Source organism: Amycolatopsis camponoti, assembly GCF_902497555.1.
GTDB lineage: Bacteria > Actinomycetota > Actinomycetes > Mycobacteriales > Pseudonocardiaceae > Amycolatopsis > Amycolatopsis camponoti.
The window spans coordinates 40,045-55,806 of sequence record NZ_CABVGP010000003.1; the positions used below are offsets into that span (position 1 = coordinate 40,045).

Here is a 15,762-nt window from a genome sequence, read left to right on the forward strand (position 1 = left end):
GTGATCCTTACCCCGCACCGAGAGCCCGTACACGAAGGTCACCCGTCCGTGGAAAATGGACAGCATGCTGAACGACTTGCCCCGGCTCCCGCCGGTGGGCGCGGTGATCGAGCGGGACGGGCCGATCGTCCGGACGCACTACGGCACCCACGGCGAGGCGAGCCACGGTCCGCTGCCGGACGGCGACCTCGACGCGCTCGTCGCCCGGCAGGTCGAGGCGTTCGCGCGCCGGAACGAGCCGGTGGTGTGGCCGGTGTACGGCGACGGCCCGCTCGCCGGAGTCCTGCTCGCCGCGGGCTTCACTCCCGATCCGGAACGCTCGGTGCTGGTCTGTCCGATCGGGACGGACACCACCGGGCTCCCTCGAGTCGGCGCTGACTGGCCCGGGCACCAGCGCATCGCCGAACTGGCCGCCAGGGCCGGCCCGCACCGCCGTCCCTACACCGAGTTTCTCGCCGATTCGGCCCACCTGGGCCAGTCTTCCGAGGTCGTCCTCGACGGCGATCGGGCCGCGTGGCTCGAAGAAATGGATGACGTCATGGTCGTCGGTGGGGTCACCGATCCCGGTTTCGCCGCCACGCTCGCCGGCCACGACTGGCGGGCGATGCCCCGCGTCGGCGGGGCCCATCCGGGCGTGCGGTCGCTGCTCGCGGAAGCCGACGGCGATCTGCGCGAAGCCTTCGAGGCGGCCGGGATGCGCGAGACCACCACCGTCACCCGGTACCGCCTGCCGTCCCCCGGCGAGCCCGCACGGACCCGGCCGGTCCGCCGGCTGTTCGCCGAGCCGGAGCAAGACGAGATCTGGGCCCGCTTCTACGAAGAGTTCGCCTTCCGGCCCGACATGAGGGCGTTCCCCGGCATCACCGAACCGGTGGGCTCGGCGACCTGGCACGTCGGCGAGCTGGACGACACCCAGCTGGACGCCCTGTCCGACATCGTCCACAAGGGACTGCGTGCCGCCGGCGAAGAGCTGTACTGGCTCGACTGGCACCACGCGGGGTTCCGCTTCGACCCGGCCAGGGTCGACGGCGCCGGACCGCGCTGGCCCGGCGCCGTCTTCCCGGACGGCGACTACCACCTCTACCTGACCCACGACCTCCGCCTGGGCACCTTCGGGCACCCGTGGGAGGAGACGGTCTGCGTGTGGGGCGAGCTCCTCACGCGGATCGACGCCGAGCTGACCGCCGCGCTCGGCGAGCCGCTCCGGCGGTCAGAAGCCTGACGTCCCGTTCGGCGTGCCCAGCCCGGTGGGCCCGTCGTACCCGGCGCCCGCCGTGCAGAGGTAGGTCCCGCCACAGCTGCCGTTCGAGCCGGACGTCACGTCGTTCAGCCCGCCGGTGTGCGCGTACGGGTAGGACCCGGACGTCACCGAGTTGCCCGCCAGCGCGTACACGCTCGCGATCACCGGCGAAGACAGGCTGGTGCCGCCGACCTGCACCCAGCCGTCGGCGCCCTGGGCCAGGCCCAGCGCCAACAGGAAGTCGCACCACGACGAGGTGCCGCAGCTGTTGTACGTGTCGTAGACGCCGAGTCCGGTGGCCGGGTCCGCGACCGCCGAGACGTCCGCGACCGTCCTCTTGGCGCACCCGGTGTCGTGCTGCCACGCCGGCTTCGCTTCCAGTGCCGAGCAGCCGCTGCCGCTGCCGCTCCACGTCGTCTCGGTCCAGCCGCGGGTGGTGGTCGTGGACTTCTTCAACGTCGTGCCGCCCACCGCCGTGACGTACGGCGAGGACGCCGGCCAGCTGACGCCGTACCCGGAGTCACCGGACGACGCCGTGACGGCGATGCCCGGGTGGTTCAGGTGGGCGTCCGCGGCCAGGATCGTCGAGTCCTCGGTGCCGCCGTAGCTGTTGGAGATCGCCACCACGCCGGGCGTCGCCGCGGCCGTGTCGACCGCCGTCATCAGCGGGTCGGTGTCCGGGGAGTTGGCCTCCACCAACAGGATCTTGCAGTCCGGGCAGGTCGCCGAGACCGCGTCGAGGTCGAGGCTGATCTCTTCGGCCCAGCCGTAGTCGGGCGCCGGCAGCGGGCTCGCCGCGCCGTTCTGGTTGACCTTCTTGAAGCAGCCGTTGGCCGTCGTGCACGCGGAAAGTCCGCGTGCGGACCGGAACTTCGCCAGGTCGGTCTCCGCCGTGGGCGCGTCCTGCGCGTCGACGATGGCCACGGTGCGGCCGTTCGCGTGCAGGCCGCCGAGGTTGTACGCGGCCTGGATCTCCGCCGGCCCGTAGCCGACCGGGGTCGAGACGATCAGCGGCCCGCTGCCCTTCGGCGACCGGATCGCCTTGCCGAGGCAGTGCATCTTGCCGGAGGTGGCGCAGCCGAAGTTCACGATGCCGCCGCTCTGCAGCGGTGCGGCTTCGGCCGTCGAGGTGGCGACCGTCAGCGGGGCCGCGATCAGGGAGAGGACGACGAGGGACCGGAACAACCGTCGAGGCGCCATGGCCTACTCCTCGGTAGGGGACGAGGTGTGGCACGGGATCGTCGCATGTCACTCGTTCGGGGTCACCCGACGGAAGAAGGTTTCTCGGTTCAGTCATTCGCCCACCCCGCCGTCAACCCGACGAAGGGCCACGAACCGCTTCACCCGTTCGCGCATTGGTCCAGACAAGTGTTACCGAAACGAGACCGAAGCACCGCTCAGTGGGAGCTAATTTGTTGTGACTCACAACGAATGCTCGTGGATCCCCAACGGCGGAGGTGTCACGGCGTGAACCGGACCTTTGACAAGCTTCGACGGCGCCGGCGCGGCGTCGTCGCCTTCACCGCGGCTCTGCTGCTCGGCGCCGGGCTCACCGCCCCCGCCGCGCTCGCCGCGGACGACTACACCCAGAGCGTCACCCAGCTCAGCTCGACGCAGCTGCAGCTCAACTTCACCCCGACGACCCCCGCGCTGTACGTGGACGTCCACTACACCGGCGTCCCCGGCGTCGGCCAGCAGAACGTGCGGATGACCAACGGCTCGGGCACCTGGCAGACCACCGTCAACGGCCTGAGCACCGGGAACACGCTCGACTACTGGTTCACCTACGAGAAGAGCGGGCCGCAGTACGACACCCCGCACTTCACCTACACCGTCGGCGGCGGGGGCACGACGACGGTCGCGGCGCCGACGTTCAGCCCGCCCGGTGGCACGTACTCGTCCGCCCAGACCGTGACGATCAGCAGCGCCACCTCCGGCGCGACCATCCGGTACACGGTGGACGGCTCGACGCCGACCGCGTCCTCGACGCTCTACAGTGGACCGATCAGCGTCCCGAACTCCCGCACGGTCAACGCGATCGCGCTCAAGTCCGGCTCGACGACGTCCCCGGTGTCGAGCGCGAGCTACACGATCGGCACCCAGGCGGGCTGCCCGACCCAGTCGGACACGCCGAACTTCGGCTCGAACGTGCGGATCTTCGACCCGAGCATGTCGGCGGCGACGATCCAGGCCCAGCTCGACACCGACTTCAACAACCAGAAGGACACGCTCACCGCGCAGATGGCGGACCGGCGCGTCGCCCACCTGTTCAAGCCGGGCACGTACAACAACGTGCACGACAACGTCGGCTTCTACACCTCGGTCGCCGGCCTCGGCCAGAACCCCGGCGACGTCCTGATCAACGGTGACGTCACGGTCGACGCCTTCAACGCCTCCGACAACGGCGTCGCGCTGCAGAACTTCTGGCGCTCGGCGGAGAACATGGCGGTCAACCCCTCCGGTGGCCAGGAGCGCTGGGCGGTCGCGCAGGCCGCGCCGTTCCGCCGGATGGACGTCCGCGGTGGACTGCAGCTGTACCCGGCGAGCTACGGCTACGCGAGCGGCGGCTACATCGCCGACACCAAGGTGGCCGGCCAGGCCGCGTCGGTCTCGCAGCAGCAGTGGTACACCCGCGACTCGCAGCTCGGCAGCTGGAACGGCGGCGTCTGGAACATGGTCTTCTCCGGCACCAGCGGCGCGCCGGCGAACACGTTCCCGAACCCGCCCGAGACCACGCTCGCGACGACCCCGGTCTCGCGCGACGTGCCCTACCTGTACGTCGACGGCACGGGCAAGTACCGCGTGTTCCTGCCTTCGCTGCGCACCAACGCGTCCGGCCCGAGCTGGGCGAACGGCAGCACCCCTGGCACGTCGGCGCCGATGAGCCAGTTCTACGTCGTCAAGTCCGGTGACACGGCCTCGTCGATCAACAACGCGCTCGCGGCAGGCTGCAACCTGTTCTTCACGCCGGGCATCTACCACCTCAACCAGACGCTCAACGTGACCAAGGCCGGTACCACCATCCTCGGCATCGGCTACCCGACACTGGTGCCGGACAACGGTGTCAACGCCATGCAGGTGTCCGATGTGGACGGCGTCCGGCTCAAGGGCCTGCTCTTCGACGCCGGCACGACGAACTCGCAGGCCCTGCTGACCGTCGGCCAGTCCGGCTCGTCGGCGTCGCACGCCTCGAACCCGACGACGGTCCAGGACGTGTTCTTCCGGATCGGCGGCGCGATCGCCGGCAAGGCGACGAACAGCCTGATCGTCAACAGCGCCAACACGATCATCGACCACATCTGGGCGTGGCGGGCCGACCACGGCAACGCGGGCACGGTCGGCTGGAACACGAACACCGCCGACACCGGGCTCGTGGTGAACGGCGCGAACGTGCTGGCCACCGGCCTGTTCGTCGAGCACTACCAGAAGTACCAGGTGATCTGGAACGGCCAGGGCGGGAAGACGATCTTCTTCCAGAACGAGATGCCCTACGACGTGCCGAACCAGGCCTCGTGGAACGCGCCATCCGGCGTCGCCGGGTACGCGGCCTACAAGGTCGCGTCGAACGTGACGTCCCATGAGGCGTGGGGTCTCGGGAGCTACTGCTTCTTCGACACGAACCCGGCGGTCTCCAGCTACCACGCGTTCGAGGTGCCGAACACCAGCGGCGTCAAGTTCCACAGCCTGCTGTCGGTGTCGCTCAACTACCGCGGCACGATCACGCACGTCATCAACGACACCGGAGCCGTGACGCCCACGGGCACGGTGCCGGTGAACGTGGTCAGCTACCCGTAACCCGGGTGACAGGCGCCCCCGCACCGGACCCGACCCCGGTGCGGGGGTTCCTTTTTTTCAGGCGATGTGCAGCACGGCGTCCGCGCTGTCGAGCAGCTCCCGGGTGAGCGGCGCGTACCGGTAGTCGGCGTCTTCCCGGGTGTGCCCGGCCGGGATTTCGGCGGTCAGCTGCCAGCCGTCGGTGTCACGCTGCAGGTGGCCTTCACAGGTGTCCGCGGCCGGTTCGCCGAGGCCGAGGGCTTCGCTGTGGCCGAGGCTGCCGGCGATGAAGGCGTACCGGTCGCCGAGCCGCGACGCGACGATCGCCCCCGCGCCGGACCCCAGGTGGGCGTTGTGCGCGAACACCAAGGTCCGGCCGGGTTGGGAAGCGTGGATGTCCAGGAGGTTCCGGGCCATGATGACCGCGCGGACACCCGCGAGGCGCGCGATCCGCGTGTCCCGGTCGCCCGGCCTCGCCGACGCCGCGTGGTAGCGCAGCAGGTCGAGCCCGGCGATGGCGTGAATTCTCGCGACGTGCGCGGCCGGCTCGACGCGGGCGTCGAGGGTCATGAGCAGGTCGTCCGCGATGACTCGCAGCTCGCGGGCCTCAGGGGACGCACCCGGCGACTCAGCCGGGTCGAGGATCGCTTCGGGGCGGCTCCACCGTTCGTCGTCGCCGGTCAGGGCGGCGATGTCGACGTCGAGGCCGAGGTAGTCGCCGGCGTGTTCCAGGTAGGTGCGAGGGCTGGGGGCGCTGAACATCTCGGTCGGGGCGTCGAAGCCGTGGAACGTCAGCGGCTCGGCGGCGGCCTCGTTGTACTCACGCAGCCAGGCGAGCAGCTGCCGGTTGGCCTCCAGCTCACCGAAGCCGTGCGAGAACTCGCCGTCGAGCGCCGCGACGCGGTCGGTCTCCAGCGCGATCGCCCGGAAGCCGTGGCCGGCCAGCCGCGCGAAGAGGTCGTTGCGGATCCGCGCGAAGGCCGGTTCGAAGTGCGTCGGCTCGCCGAACGCGAGCAGTTCGGCGGTGAAGTCCGTGATGTCCATGTGGTTGAATCGTATCCTTGAACACTCAGTTGAGACCTGCTGATCTCGCTCGCGAGCACGGCCTCTCCACGCAAGCGGTCCGCAACTACGAGCGGGACGGCTTCCTACCCCCTGCTTCGCGCACTTCGAGTGGCTACCGGATCTACACCTCGGTGCACGCGGCAGCACTGCGTGCGTTCCTCGCGTCGGTCCGGGCGTACGGGCACGCGACGGCGGGCGGGATCATGCACGCGGTCCACTCCGGAAATCTGGATCGCGCCCTGACGCTCGTCGACCGCGGCCACGAGCAGCTGCTTCGCGACCGCGAAACCCTCAACGCCGTGCGCACGGCGATCGGCCACCTGACGACCGGGCGGGCCGTCGAACCGGCCGCGACCGGACGGTCGATCGGCGAGCTGGCCCACCGCCTCGACGTCACGCCGGCGACCATCCGCGCGTGGGAACGCGCCGGTATCCTGACCCCGTCGCGCGACCCCGCCACCGGCTACCGGGTCTTCCGGGCGGCCGACGTCCGCGACGCGGAGCTGACCCACCTGCTCAGGCGCGGCGGCTACCCGCTGGAGCACATCGCGACGGTCGTCGACCAGGTCCGCACCGCCGGCGGCACCGAATCCCTGGCCGACGCGCTGCGGACGTGGCAGGAAAGGCTCACCGCGCGGGGCGTCGCCATGCTCGACGCGGCCGCCCGGCTCGGCGAATACCTCGCCTCACAGCCGTGACTTCGGGTGCAGCCGGTCGTACTCGAGCGCGGCCGAGTGCTGGGTGCGCACGGGAAGGGACTGCTCCTTCTCGTCGTCGTCGACTTCGTTGAGCCCGAGCTGCACGGCCTGCCGGATCTGCTCGCGGTTGTCGCGCACAACGGCGGAGAAGAAGTCGTCGATCCGCGGGTCGACGAGCACTTCGAGCAGCACGCGGAACGAGGTGTCGACGACGGTCCGCACGATCTCGTCGTGGAACGGGAGCCGCTTGAGCTTCCCGAGCTGCGGATCCGCGGCGATCTTCTCGGCGATGATCGTGCGCAGCTCGTCCTTGTTGGCGCCGAGCGACTTGGCGAGGTTCTCCGGGTAGTTCCCGGTTTCCAGCACCTTGACGACCTCGTCGAGCACCGCGATGGTGATCGGCTTCTTGATGGCCTTGACGATCGGCTCGGACAGCTTGTCGACGAGCCGGTAGGTGAACTGCTCCCCGAGCGCCCGGTCCGCGGCCCGCCCGATCCGCACCAGCAGCAGCACGACGCTGACGAACTTGTGCGCGAGCATCGCGGGGTGCGCGACGGGGATCATCGCGAACAGCTCGTACCAGTTGCGCACCAGGAACTTCTTGGCCCACCGGCGTTTCCGCCACCGCCACAGGAACTCGAGGAGAAAGATCGAGCAGATCCCGCAGTCGACGTAGAAGATCACGAGGCCGACGTCCCGCGCCGGCGGGCTCAGCACCATGAACCCGAGCAACCCGACCGACCCGGCGGCGAGGACGAGCATGATCCAGTCGTCGGCCCGCACATTCCCGGGCAGGATCCCGCTGTTGAGCTCCGGCTCGCGGGCGTCGCGAAGGGTGGCCATGCCCGATCATGGCACGCACGGTGCTGGTCAGCCGATTCACCGCTCCGCTCGGGCGCGGGGAACTGTCGTGTTCTTGTCGTGGGTTCGACGCGGCTTTCCCCGGCCGGATACGGCACGCTGGAAGAAGGCGCTCACGCGAGGAGGAGCATGGCGCGCACCCCGCACGGCCGGTCAGTGAGCCGGCTGCCAGCCCACTCCGTAGGACCTCGCGGGCTGGAGGTCGTGGAAACCGGTGTGCACCTCGCCCGCGTTGTCGAGGAAGAGCGGCTTGCGGGCCGGCACCGGATCGCCCGCGTCCTTGGAGAGGTCGCCGTCGATGCGCCAGATCCGCTGCGGTGGCTCCTGCCGGTCGAACCGGACATTGAGCTCGAAGCTCTCGCACGGGAACTCCGGCGTGCAGCAGTAGAACGGCGCCGGCAGCTCCTCCAGCCGGATGCGGAAGAAGAATTCGTGCTGCTCACCGGCGTCCAGCGACCGCGGCGGCCGCAGGCGGAACGCCACCCGGGTCGAGGAGACCATCCGCACGGAATGCACCTCCCCGCCGGAGACGACGTCGATGCCGAGGCCGTCGAGGTCGGGCTCACCGGTCGTGCTGACCGGCCGCGCGAGGGAGACCCCGTGCTCGATCTCCTCGAGCCCGGCGACGTGGCTGACGATCCGCCGCGTTTCGAAGACCTCGGCCGCGGCACCGCTGAGGGTCAGCCGGACCGCGAGCGCCGACGTGTGCCACGGTCCCTCGCTGCTCACAAGCGAACCCGCGGACGCCGACGGCGTCTCGTACGCGGCCTCGGCGATCAGGTAGACGACGTCGTCGGCGCGGCGCTGCATCGTCCGGATGTTGCGATCGGCGCCGGTGCCCAGCAGTTCGAGGCGCGCGGTGTACCGCTGGTCCGCGCCGGTGCCGAAACCCAGGACGATCCGCGCCGTTTTCCGCTGCGATTCGGGCAGCTTGTCGATCAAGGCTCTCAGTCCGGCGAGGACCTTGGCGCGAACGGTTCCCGGGTTGTCGTCTTCGCGGACACCGCACACCGCGCGCAGTTCTTCGCCGACGACACCGGGCAAGTTCTTCGCTTGGACGCCCACGCCTTTGCGAAGCAGTTTCAGCTCCACTGAGAGAGCGTTGATCTTCGCTTCGGCCGCCTCCTGAGCCAAGCCGCCACCTCCGTCTCGGTCGCTGCGGGGAAGTGTACTCATCGTCCCCGCCCACCGCGGTGCGGTCACCCGTTTCCCGCCTGTTTCCGAAATCGGGAAACAGCGCAGGTCGAACTGGTCAGCACCGTTTCCTCTCGACGGGCAACGGGAAACATCTGTTATCACCGAATTCACCGGGTGAAGCTTGGGTCGTCGAAATCCTTCGACGAGAACAAGCAATTCGATCCGGAAAGGTGAACACGATGCACACGCACCTCATCATCGTGCTCGGCCAGCTGGTCTCCCTGCTGGGCTGATCAGCTGCAGGCCGGCGGGCCCGGGCCGCCGGCCGTCCTTCCCCCCGATCACCGAATACAGGATGATTGACCTATGCCGGACTTTGGAGCGGAATTGAAACGTCGCCGGACGTCGGTCGGTATGTCACTGACCGGACTCGCGACCGCCGTGCATTTCACCAAGGGCTATCTCAGCAAAGTGGAGAACGGCAAAGCCCGGGTGAACCGGGACCTGGCCAAGGCCTGCGACCAAGCACTCGGCGCCGGAGGAGAACTGCTCGCCCTCGCCACGGAACCGGGAACGCCCGCGCGCCGCAGCGCCGGCGGCATTGCCGGGCTCCCGGACGGCGGGCGCTGGTTCGTCGGCCGGGAAACCGAGCTCGACGCGCTTTCCGCGCTGCTGCTGGACCCGGACGACGCCCGCGTCGGCGTGGTGCACGGAATGGCGGGAGCGGGCAAGACGACGCTGGCCGTCGCCGCGGCCCGCCGGGTCGAGCACGCCTTCCCGGACGGTTCCCTCTTCTTCGACCTGCGCGGGCACACCCCGGGCGCGACCGAGCTTTCGCCGGGCGAAGCCCTCGGCCGGCTGCTGAGGCTGCTGGACGTCTCGGCCGACCAGCTGCCCACCGACGAGGACGGCCTGGCCAACCTGGTCCGCGACCAGCTGCGCGGCCGGCGGATGATCCTCGTGCTGGACAACGTGCGGTCCGCCGAACAGATCCGCGCGATCGTCCCCGGTGAGACGGCGTCCCGGATCCTGGTGACCAGCCGGGGCCGGCTCCCCGCGCTCGACGACGCCTGGCACTTCCCGGTCGACGTCCTGCCGCTCGAGGACGCCGTGCGGCTCCTGCGGTCCGTCGCGGGCGGACACGCACCGGACGACGACGGCGTGGCGGCCGAGCTCGTCCGGCACTGCGGACGGCTGCCGCTCGCGATCCGCATCGTGGCCGCCCGGTTCGTCGCCGGCGGCTGGACGGCGGCGAGGTTGCGCGACCGGCTCGCCGACGAACGGACCCGCCTCGGCACGCTGGACGACGGCGAGCGAAGCGTCGCCACGGCGTTCACCGTCTCGTACGAGTCCCTGCCCGGCGACCAGCGGCGGCTGCTCGGCCTGCTGGCCCTCCACCCCGCGACCGCCGCGGAGATCGCCGCCGTCGAAGCGCTCGCGGGCCTCGGCCCCGGCGAGGCGGATCGGCTTGTGGACCGGCTGCACGACGCCCACCTGGTCGTCCGCGACGAGCGCGGGTACGTCGAGCTCCACGACCTGATGCGGATGTTCGCCGCCACGCACGCGCTTCCCGACGTCGAGCCAGGCGACCGCGAAGTCGCCATGAGCCGCCTGGTCGACCACGCGCTCATGACGACGCTCGCGGCCGACGAGCTCGCGGAGCCCTACCGGTACCGGCCCGCCACCGGCCTCCCCGCTCCGGCGGGCGTTCCGTTCACCGACGCGGACGGCGCGCTCACCTGGCTCGCCGCGCAGTGGCCGGCGCTGGCCGAGATCGTCGAATCCGCGTTCCGGCACGGGCTTCACGACCGCTGCTGGCAGCTCGCTTTCGTGCTCCGCGCGTTCTTCTTCCGGGAGAAGCTGTTCGAGCCGTGGATCCGGACGCACGAGCGCGCGCTCGAGGCCGCGCGGGCGGCCGGCGACCTCAGCGCGACCGGGATGATCCTCAACAACCTGGGCATGGCCCACATCGAGTCGGGCCGCGTCGACGAGGCCGTCCGGTTCCACCAGCAGGCGCAGGAGTGTTTCGCGCAGGCCCGCGACGACCGCGGCGCGATCGACGCGCTGTCCAGCCTGGCCTGGGCGCGCCTGTACCGCGGCGAAGCCGAAGCGACGCTGGCCGATTTGACGACGGTGCTGGACGTCTACCGCCGGACCGGACGGACGCGCAACGAGGTCATCGCCCTGCGCGGCATCGCTCTCGCTTCGGCGGCGCTCGATCGGTTCCCCGAAGCGCTGTCCAGCGCACGCGAGGCCGTCGAGCTCGCTCAGCTGCCGGTCGACCGGGCGATGTCGGTCAACGGCGAGGCGTGGGTGCGCTTCCGCGCCGGGCAGTGGGACGACGCGGAGCGCGGTTACCGCCGCGCGGCCGAACTGGCGGACGACGCGGGCAACGAGTACGAGCACGCGCGGGCCTTGACGGGCCTGGGCAACACGGCAGCCGGCCGCGGCGACCGACCGGCGGCGGCCCGCTGGTGGGCGGAGGCCGCCGCGTACCGGGTCACGCTCGATCCCACCGTGCTCGGCGAGGCCGCGTACCGAAATCGGCTCGCCGGCGCGGAAGCGAACGGGTTTCCCGCCGCTTCGGGCAACGGAAACGCCTTGTAGCAACACCCTTCCGGCGCGCACCATTGAAGCAGTCCCGAATTCCGCGGAAATCGCGGAATTGCGAAACCCCCGTTTCCGAGGAGCCTGCCATGATGGTCGTCTGTTCTTTTTCCGCCCTCCTCCGCACCGCGCTGTTCATCGTCGCGGTGGCTCTGGTCGCCGGTGTGTCCCTGGCGGGGCCCGCCGCCCCGGCGAGCACGCCCGGCCAGAGCGGCCCGGCCGTCTCCACCAGCGAACCGGTCGAGCACTGATGTACGACGGGTCAGCCTTCGAGGACCTCCCGCAGCTTGCGCGCGAAGGCTTCGGGCTGGCCGGCGTAGCCGAACTCGCCACCGAGGAAACCGCCGTGGTGACTGGGGAACACCGTCGCCTCCTGGCCGAGGCGCTCGGCGGTGGCGAGCGCGGCGCGTCCGTTCATGACGTCGAGGGACTCCTCGCCCACCGCGATCACGATCCGCGTCGGCGCGGCGTTCAGGGCGGCGACGTCCAGCTCGTACGCCGTGATGGCCAAGGAGCGATCACTCAGCAACGGGTCGTCTCGGCGGCCGTCGTCTTCGGACGGCATGCCGAACTGGGCCGGGTCCGGCGCGGGCAGCGCGAAGTAGTCGTCGGTGAACTCGCCCTTCCACGACGTCATCGCGATGAAGGCCGCCATGCCGGCGCCGAAGCCCCGTGCCTGGTAGACGTCCCGGAAGGCCTTCCCGGCCCGCTCGGTCGCCGCGGCGTCGGGCAGCACCCCGACGAGCGGCGGTTCGTGCGCGACGAGGGTGCTGACGTCATCGGGATGGGCGGTGACGAGCGCGAGCGCGGTGACGGCGCCCCCGCTGCTGCCGAACACCTCGACCGGCCCGGCGCCGAGCGCCTGGATGACGCCGTGGAGGTCGCCGGCCTGGGTGGCGGGCACGTGGTCTTCCCGGCCGTCCTTGCGGACGCTGCGCCCGAGCCCCCGCGGGTCGTAGGTGACGACGGTCCGGTCGGGGAAGTAGGACGCGAGCGTGCTGAACCCGCCGGCTTCCATGGGTTGCCCGACCATGAGCAGCGGCGGGCCCTCGCCGGTGCCGTGGACGTCGTAGACGATGTCGGCCTCGGGCGTTTCCAGCGTATGAATGGTCATGGGTTCCTCCCCCTGGTCCGGGTCTCGGGGGCAGCGTAAACCGGGGCACCGACAGTTTCGCGTGGTCGCGCGCCGTGGTGTCGATCCACGTGGGCGGGGCGTATGAGACCCCGCTGGTTGCCGAACCGCGCGCGTGGGGCGGCCGACCGGACTCGCACCGGTTTCGCCCGGGGTCACAGCCCGGGGCCTCGTCTCCTTCGGCTTCGGCCACCGTGGCGCGTCCGGGAGTCGAACCCGGGTCTCCCGGGTGAGAACCGGGGATCCGTACCGCTGGACCAACGCGCCGTGGTCCCCGGTCGCACCGACCGGGGAGGGCACTCGCGTCCGCCGTATCCGTACGACGAAGACGAGCGCGGGAAAAAAGAATGCACGAAAAAACCGCCCGGCTCGGTTTCCCGATGGGCGGCTCCCGTGGCGTGACGACGATTTACGTCACAGGTGGGAGCCCCTGAAGATTGTGTTCCCGCATATGCGTCACGACAACTCCTCGGTCGGGATCGTGTGAAAACATCATCACCCACCCCGCCGAGGCGGGTCAACGCATTAACGCACGAGCCCGGTGCGATAGGCGTAGACCACCGCCTGCACGCGATCGCGCAGGTCCAGCTTCGTCAGGATGCGCGACACGTACGTCTTGACCGTCTCCTGGCTGATCACCAGCGCCGCGGCGATCTCGCTGTTCGACAGCCCGTCCGCGATCAGCCGCAGCACCTCCAGTTCCCGTGGCGCCAATGCGACTTCGCCGGACGCGGCGGGCCGGATCCGCGCCGCGTACTGGCCGACCAGCCGGCGCGTCACCTCCGGGTCCAGCAGCGCCGCGCCGGTCGCGACGGTCCGGATGCCGTGCAGCAGCTGCGCCGGCGGCGCGTCCTTGAGCAGGAACCCGCTGGCCCCCGCGCGCAACGCCTCGTAGACGTACTCGTCGAGGTTGAACGTCGTCACCACCAGCACCTTGACCGGCTGCGCCACGCCGGCGCCGGCGAGCAGGCGCGTCGCCTCGATGCCGTCCAGCACCGGCATCCGGACGTCCATCACCACGACGTCCGGCCGCAGCGACCCGGCGAGGTCGACCGCCGCGCGCCCGTCCGCGCACTCGGCGACGACCTCGAGGTCGGGCTGTGCGTCGATGATCGTCGCGAACCCGGTGCGGATCAGCGCTTGGTCGTCGCAGACGAGAACCTTGATCACGACGACCTTTCCGCAGGAATCCGGGCCCGGACGACGAACCCGCCGCCGTCACGATCGCCCGCGGTGAACTCGCCGCCGAGCGCGCTGACGCGTTCGCGGAGCCCGGCCAAGCCGCGCCCGCTCCCCCGCAACGACACCGGGCCGCCGGGGGCGCCCCCGTTTTCCACGCTACCGGCGGGCACCGACAGTTTCGGGCCGTCGGTGGCCACCTCGACGAAGGTGTCCACATCACCGCGGCGCACCCGGACCTCGGTGTGGCGGCCGTGCGCGTGCTTGAGCGCGTTCGTCAGCGCCTCCTGCACGACGCGGTAGACGACGTCGTCGGCGACCGGCGTACCGGCCTCGGTGAACTCGATCGGCTGGCCGGACCGCCGCGTCTGCTCCACCAGGGTCCGCAGGGACCCGACGGGAAGCCGTTCGGCGCCGTGGTCGGGGTTGAGCAGGTCGAGCAGCTGCCGCAGGTCCGCGATGGCCAGCCGGCCGGTGTCGGTGACCGCGGTCAGCGCCTGGTCGAGCCGCTCCGGCGCGGCGGTCAGGTAGCGCGCCGCCTCGGTCTGCACGACCATCGCCGTCACGTGGTGGGTGACGACGTCGTGCAGTTCGCGGGCGATGCGCGTCCGTTCCGCGGTGCGGGTGCTCTCGGCGACGAAGCGGCGGTGCTCCGCCTCGGCTGCGCGGGTCTGCCGCAGCCAGGCGCCGATGCCCCACGCGAGGGCCAGCGCCAGGTAGAACGTGACGAAGCCGGTCACGCCCTCGGTCGATCCGCGCCGGGCGAGCGCGAAGGCCAGCGGGACGTACGCCGCGGACGCGACGGCCACCGTCGTCCACCGGAAGCGCCCGAGGTGGGCCGCCGCGCTCAGCAGCGCGATCGGCAACGCGGTGCCGGAAACCGTGTGGTAGCCCCAAAGCTGGTCGACGGCGAAGCCGAGCGACACGAGCGCGAGGCACGCGGCCGGCCACCGCCGCCGCACGGCCAGCGGCAGGCATTCGACGGCGATGACCACGAAGCCCAGTGCGTCCATGGGCCGCGTCGGCAGGTCCCCGACCTGGGTCCCGTGCCCGCCCAGCGCGGGGATCAGCGCCAGGCCGGCGAGGAGCAGCCCCAGCGCGAGGTCCCGGACCGTGACGTCGAGCCGCCGCCAGTGGTCGATCACGGGACGAGCGTAGCGGCGTCGCGACGCCGGAGCGGAACGATGTTCCCGCGCCGGCGGGCGAGCACCATGAACACGGTCGTGACGACGATCCCGGCCAGCACCGAATAGACGCTCCCCTCCGGCCCGAACTCGCCCCCGCTGATCGCGGTGGGACCGGACATGACGCCGTCCAGCAGGCCCTTCGGGGCGTCGGTGCCGGAGACCTGGGTGCCGAAGAGGCCGCCCTCGGCGAAGTTCCACGCGAAGTGCAGCCCGATCGGCACCCAGAGGTTCCGGGTGGCGGCGTAGGCGGCGGCGAGCATGCCCCCGGCTTCGACGGCGATGGCGATGGCACCCCAGAGGGTGGCGTGGGCGTTGAAGAGGTGCGAAAGGCCGAAGAGCAGCCCGGTCAGCGTCAGCGCGGCCCAGGTACCGATGCGTCCCTCGACGAACCGGAAGAGGATGCCCCGGAAGACCAGCTCTTCGGTGACGGCGGCCGCGGCGCTGAACCCGAACAACGCGAGGGCACCGGCGAGCGAGCCCCAGCCGAGCACCTCGTAGCCACCACTCAGGGCGATGGCCGCGATGACGAGCACGAACAACCCGGTCCCGAGCACGAGGCCCCGCCCCAGCGCGGCGCGGTTCTTCGCGATCTCGACCGGAACGCGGTCCTCGGTCTTCCGCACGATCCACCGGTAGGCGACCACGGCGAGGACGGCGGTGCCGAGCCCGAGGACGAGGGTGAGCAGGGTGTTCCACTGCACGGCACTGACGGCCAGGCTGCCGGCCATGGCCACGGCGGCCACGGTCACGAGCTGCAACAACAGTCGCACGACGACTCCTTCGCATTCCCGCGGCGGAAGTGCTGCGGTCGAGGGAAACGCTAGGGATTTCAGCGCCGGGAAACGTCACCGTGGAGAGGACAGTCGGGTGTAGCTCGCGAGG

The 15,762-nt window shown here is 70.7% G+C and carries 13 protein-coding genes and 2 tRNA genes; 5 read left to right on the forward strand and 10 right to left on the reverse strand.

Translation table 11 applies throughout. From position 1 onward, the window contains the following. Nucleotides 1–64 precede the first annotated feature (64 nt). Nucleotides 65–1,222: a DUF2716 domain-containing protein gene (locus tag AA23TX_RS36520; RefSeq protein WP_230862985.1), complete on the forward strand. Its 1,158-nt coding sequence runs from the start codon at nt 65–67 to the stop codon at nt 1,220–1,222. Here AA23TX_RS36520 and AA23TX_RS36525 read toward each other — a convergent pair. Continuing rightward, on the reverse strand, nt 1,211–2,440 hold the full coding sequence (locus AA23TX_RS36525) for a S53 family peptidase (RefSeq protein WP_155547571.1): 1,230 nt from the start codon (nt 2,438–2,440) through the stop codon (nt 1,211–1,213). The two genes, AA23TX_RS36520 and AA23TX_RS36525, sit on opposite strands and share 12 nt — an antisense overlap. A 267-nt stretch (nt 2,441–2,707) precedes the next feature. Here AA23TX_RS36525 and AA23TX_RS36530 point away from each other — a divergent pair, with 267 nt between their 5' ends. Beyond that, nucleotides 2,708–5,035: a chitobiase/beta-hexosaminidase C-terminal domain-containing protein gene (locus tag AA23TX_RS36530; RefSeq protein WP_155547572.1), complete on the forward strand. Its 2,328-nt coding sequence runs from the start codon at nt 2,708–2,710 to the stop codon at nt 5,033–5,035. A gap of 57 nt (nt 5,036–5,092) precedes the next feature. Here the strand turns inward: AA23TX_RS36530 and AA23TX_RS36535 are convergent, their stop codons facing one another. After that, nucleotides 5,093–6,058: an erythromycin esterase family protein gene (locus AA23TX_RS36535; RefSeq protein WP_155547573.1), complete on the reverse strand. Its 966-nt coding sequence runs from the start codon at nt 6,056–6,058 to the stop codon at nt 5,093–5,095. Between the two features lie 29 nt (nt 6,059–6,087). On the opposite strand from AA23TX_RS36535, the gene AA23TX_RS36540 reads away from it, so the two are divergent. Then, on the forward strand, nt 6,088–6,777 hold the full coding sequence (locus AA23TX_RS36540; protein ID WP_196425910.1) for a TioE family transcriptional regulator: 690 nt from the start codon (nt 6,088–6,090) through the stop codon (nt 6,775–6,777). Here AA23TX_RS36540 and AA23TX_RS36545 read toward each other — a convergent pair. Then, nucleotides 6,766–7,620, reverse strand: coding sequence for an ion transporter (locus AA23TX_RS36545; RefSeq protein ID WP_155547575.1), 855 nt, complete (start codon nt 7,618–7,620; stop codon nt 6,766–6,768). The genes AA23TX_RS36540 and AA23TX_RS36545 overlap by 12 nt on opposite strands. Before the next feature lie 171 nt (nt 7,621–7,791). Beyond that, entirely contained in the window at nt 7,792–8,772 is a 981-nt protein-coding gene (locus tag AA23TX_RS36550; protein ID WP_155547576.1) for a hypothetical protein, read from the reverse strand. A 369-nt stretch (nt 8,773–9,141) separates the two neighbouring features. Between AA23TX_RS36550 and AA23TX_RS36555 the strand changes: the two genes are divergently transcribed. Both AA23TX_RS36555 and AA23TX_RS36560 read left to right on the forward strand, forming a co-directional pair. Further along, nucleotides 9,142–11,382 carry a helix-turn-helix domain-containing protein gene (locus AA23TX_RS36555; protein WP_155547577.1) on the forward strand — a complete coding sequence of 747 codons (2,241 nt, stop codon included), beginning with the start codon at nt 9,142–9,144 and terminating at the stop codon, nt 11,380–11,382. Between the two features lie 89 nt (nt 11,383–11,471). Beyond that, a complete protein-coding gene (locus tag AA23TX_RS36560) occupies nt 11,472–11,633 on the forward strand; it encodes a hypothetical protein (protein ID WP_155547578.1) in 162 nt (53 codons plus the stop codon). 11 nt (nt 11,634–11,644) lie between these two features. Here AA23TX_RS36560 and AA23TX_RS36565 read toward each other — a convergent pair whose 3' ends face one another. The 6 genes from AA23TX_RS36565 to AA23TX_RS36590 all read right to left on the reverse strand — a co-directional run bounded on the left by AA23TX_RS36565 (nt 11,645) and on the right by AA23TX_RS36590 (nt 15,650). Further along, the gene (locus AA23TX_RS36565; RefSeq protein WP_155547579.1) at nt 11,645–12,496 is read right to left on the reverse strand and encodes an alpha/beta fold hydrolase; all 852 of its coding nucleotides are present in this window, start codon (nt 12,494–12,496) and stop codon (nt 11,645–11,647) included. A gap of 134 nt (nt 12,497–12,630) precedes the next feature. Then, a tRNA-His gene (locus AA23TX_RS36570) sits at nt 12,631–12,707 on the reverse strand. A gap of 2 nt (nt 12,708–12,709) precedes the next feature. Then, nucleotides 12,710–12,781 (reverse strand) — tRNA-Glu (locus AA23TX_RS36575). 258 nt (nt 12,782–13,039) lie between these two features. After that, on the reverse strand, nt 13,040–13,684 hold the full coding sequence (locus AA23TX_RS36580) for a response regulator (RefSeq protein WP_155547580.1): 645 nt from the start codon (nt 13,682–13,684) through the stop codon (nt 13,040–13,042). Beyond that, the gene (locus AA23TX_RS36585) at nt 13,681–14,838 is read right to left on the reverse strand and encodes a sensor histidine kinase (protein WP_155547581.1); all 1,158 of its coding nucleotides are present in this window, start codon (nt 14,836–14,838) and stop codon (nt 13,681–13,683) included. Before AA23TX_RS36585 ends, AA23TX_RS36580 begins: the two co-directional genes overlap by 4 nt. Then, on the reverse strand, nt 14,835–15,650 hold the full coding sequence (locus AA23TX_RS36590) for a CPBP family intramembrane glutamic endopeptidase (RefSeq protein ID WP_155547582.1): 816 nt from the start codon (nt 15,648–15,650) through the stop codon (nt 14,835–14,837). Before AA23TX_RS36590 ends, AA23TX_RS36585 begins: the two co-directional genes overlap by 4 nt. Nucleotides 15,651–15,762 lie beyond the last annotated feature (112 nt).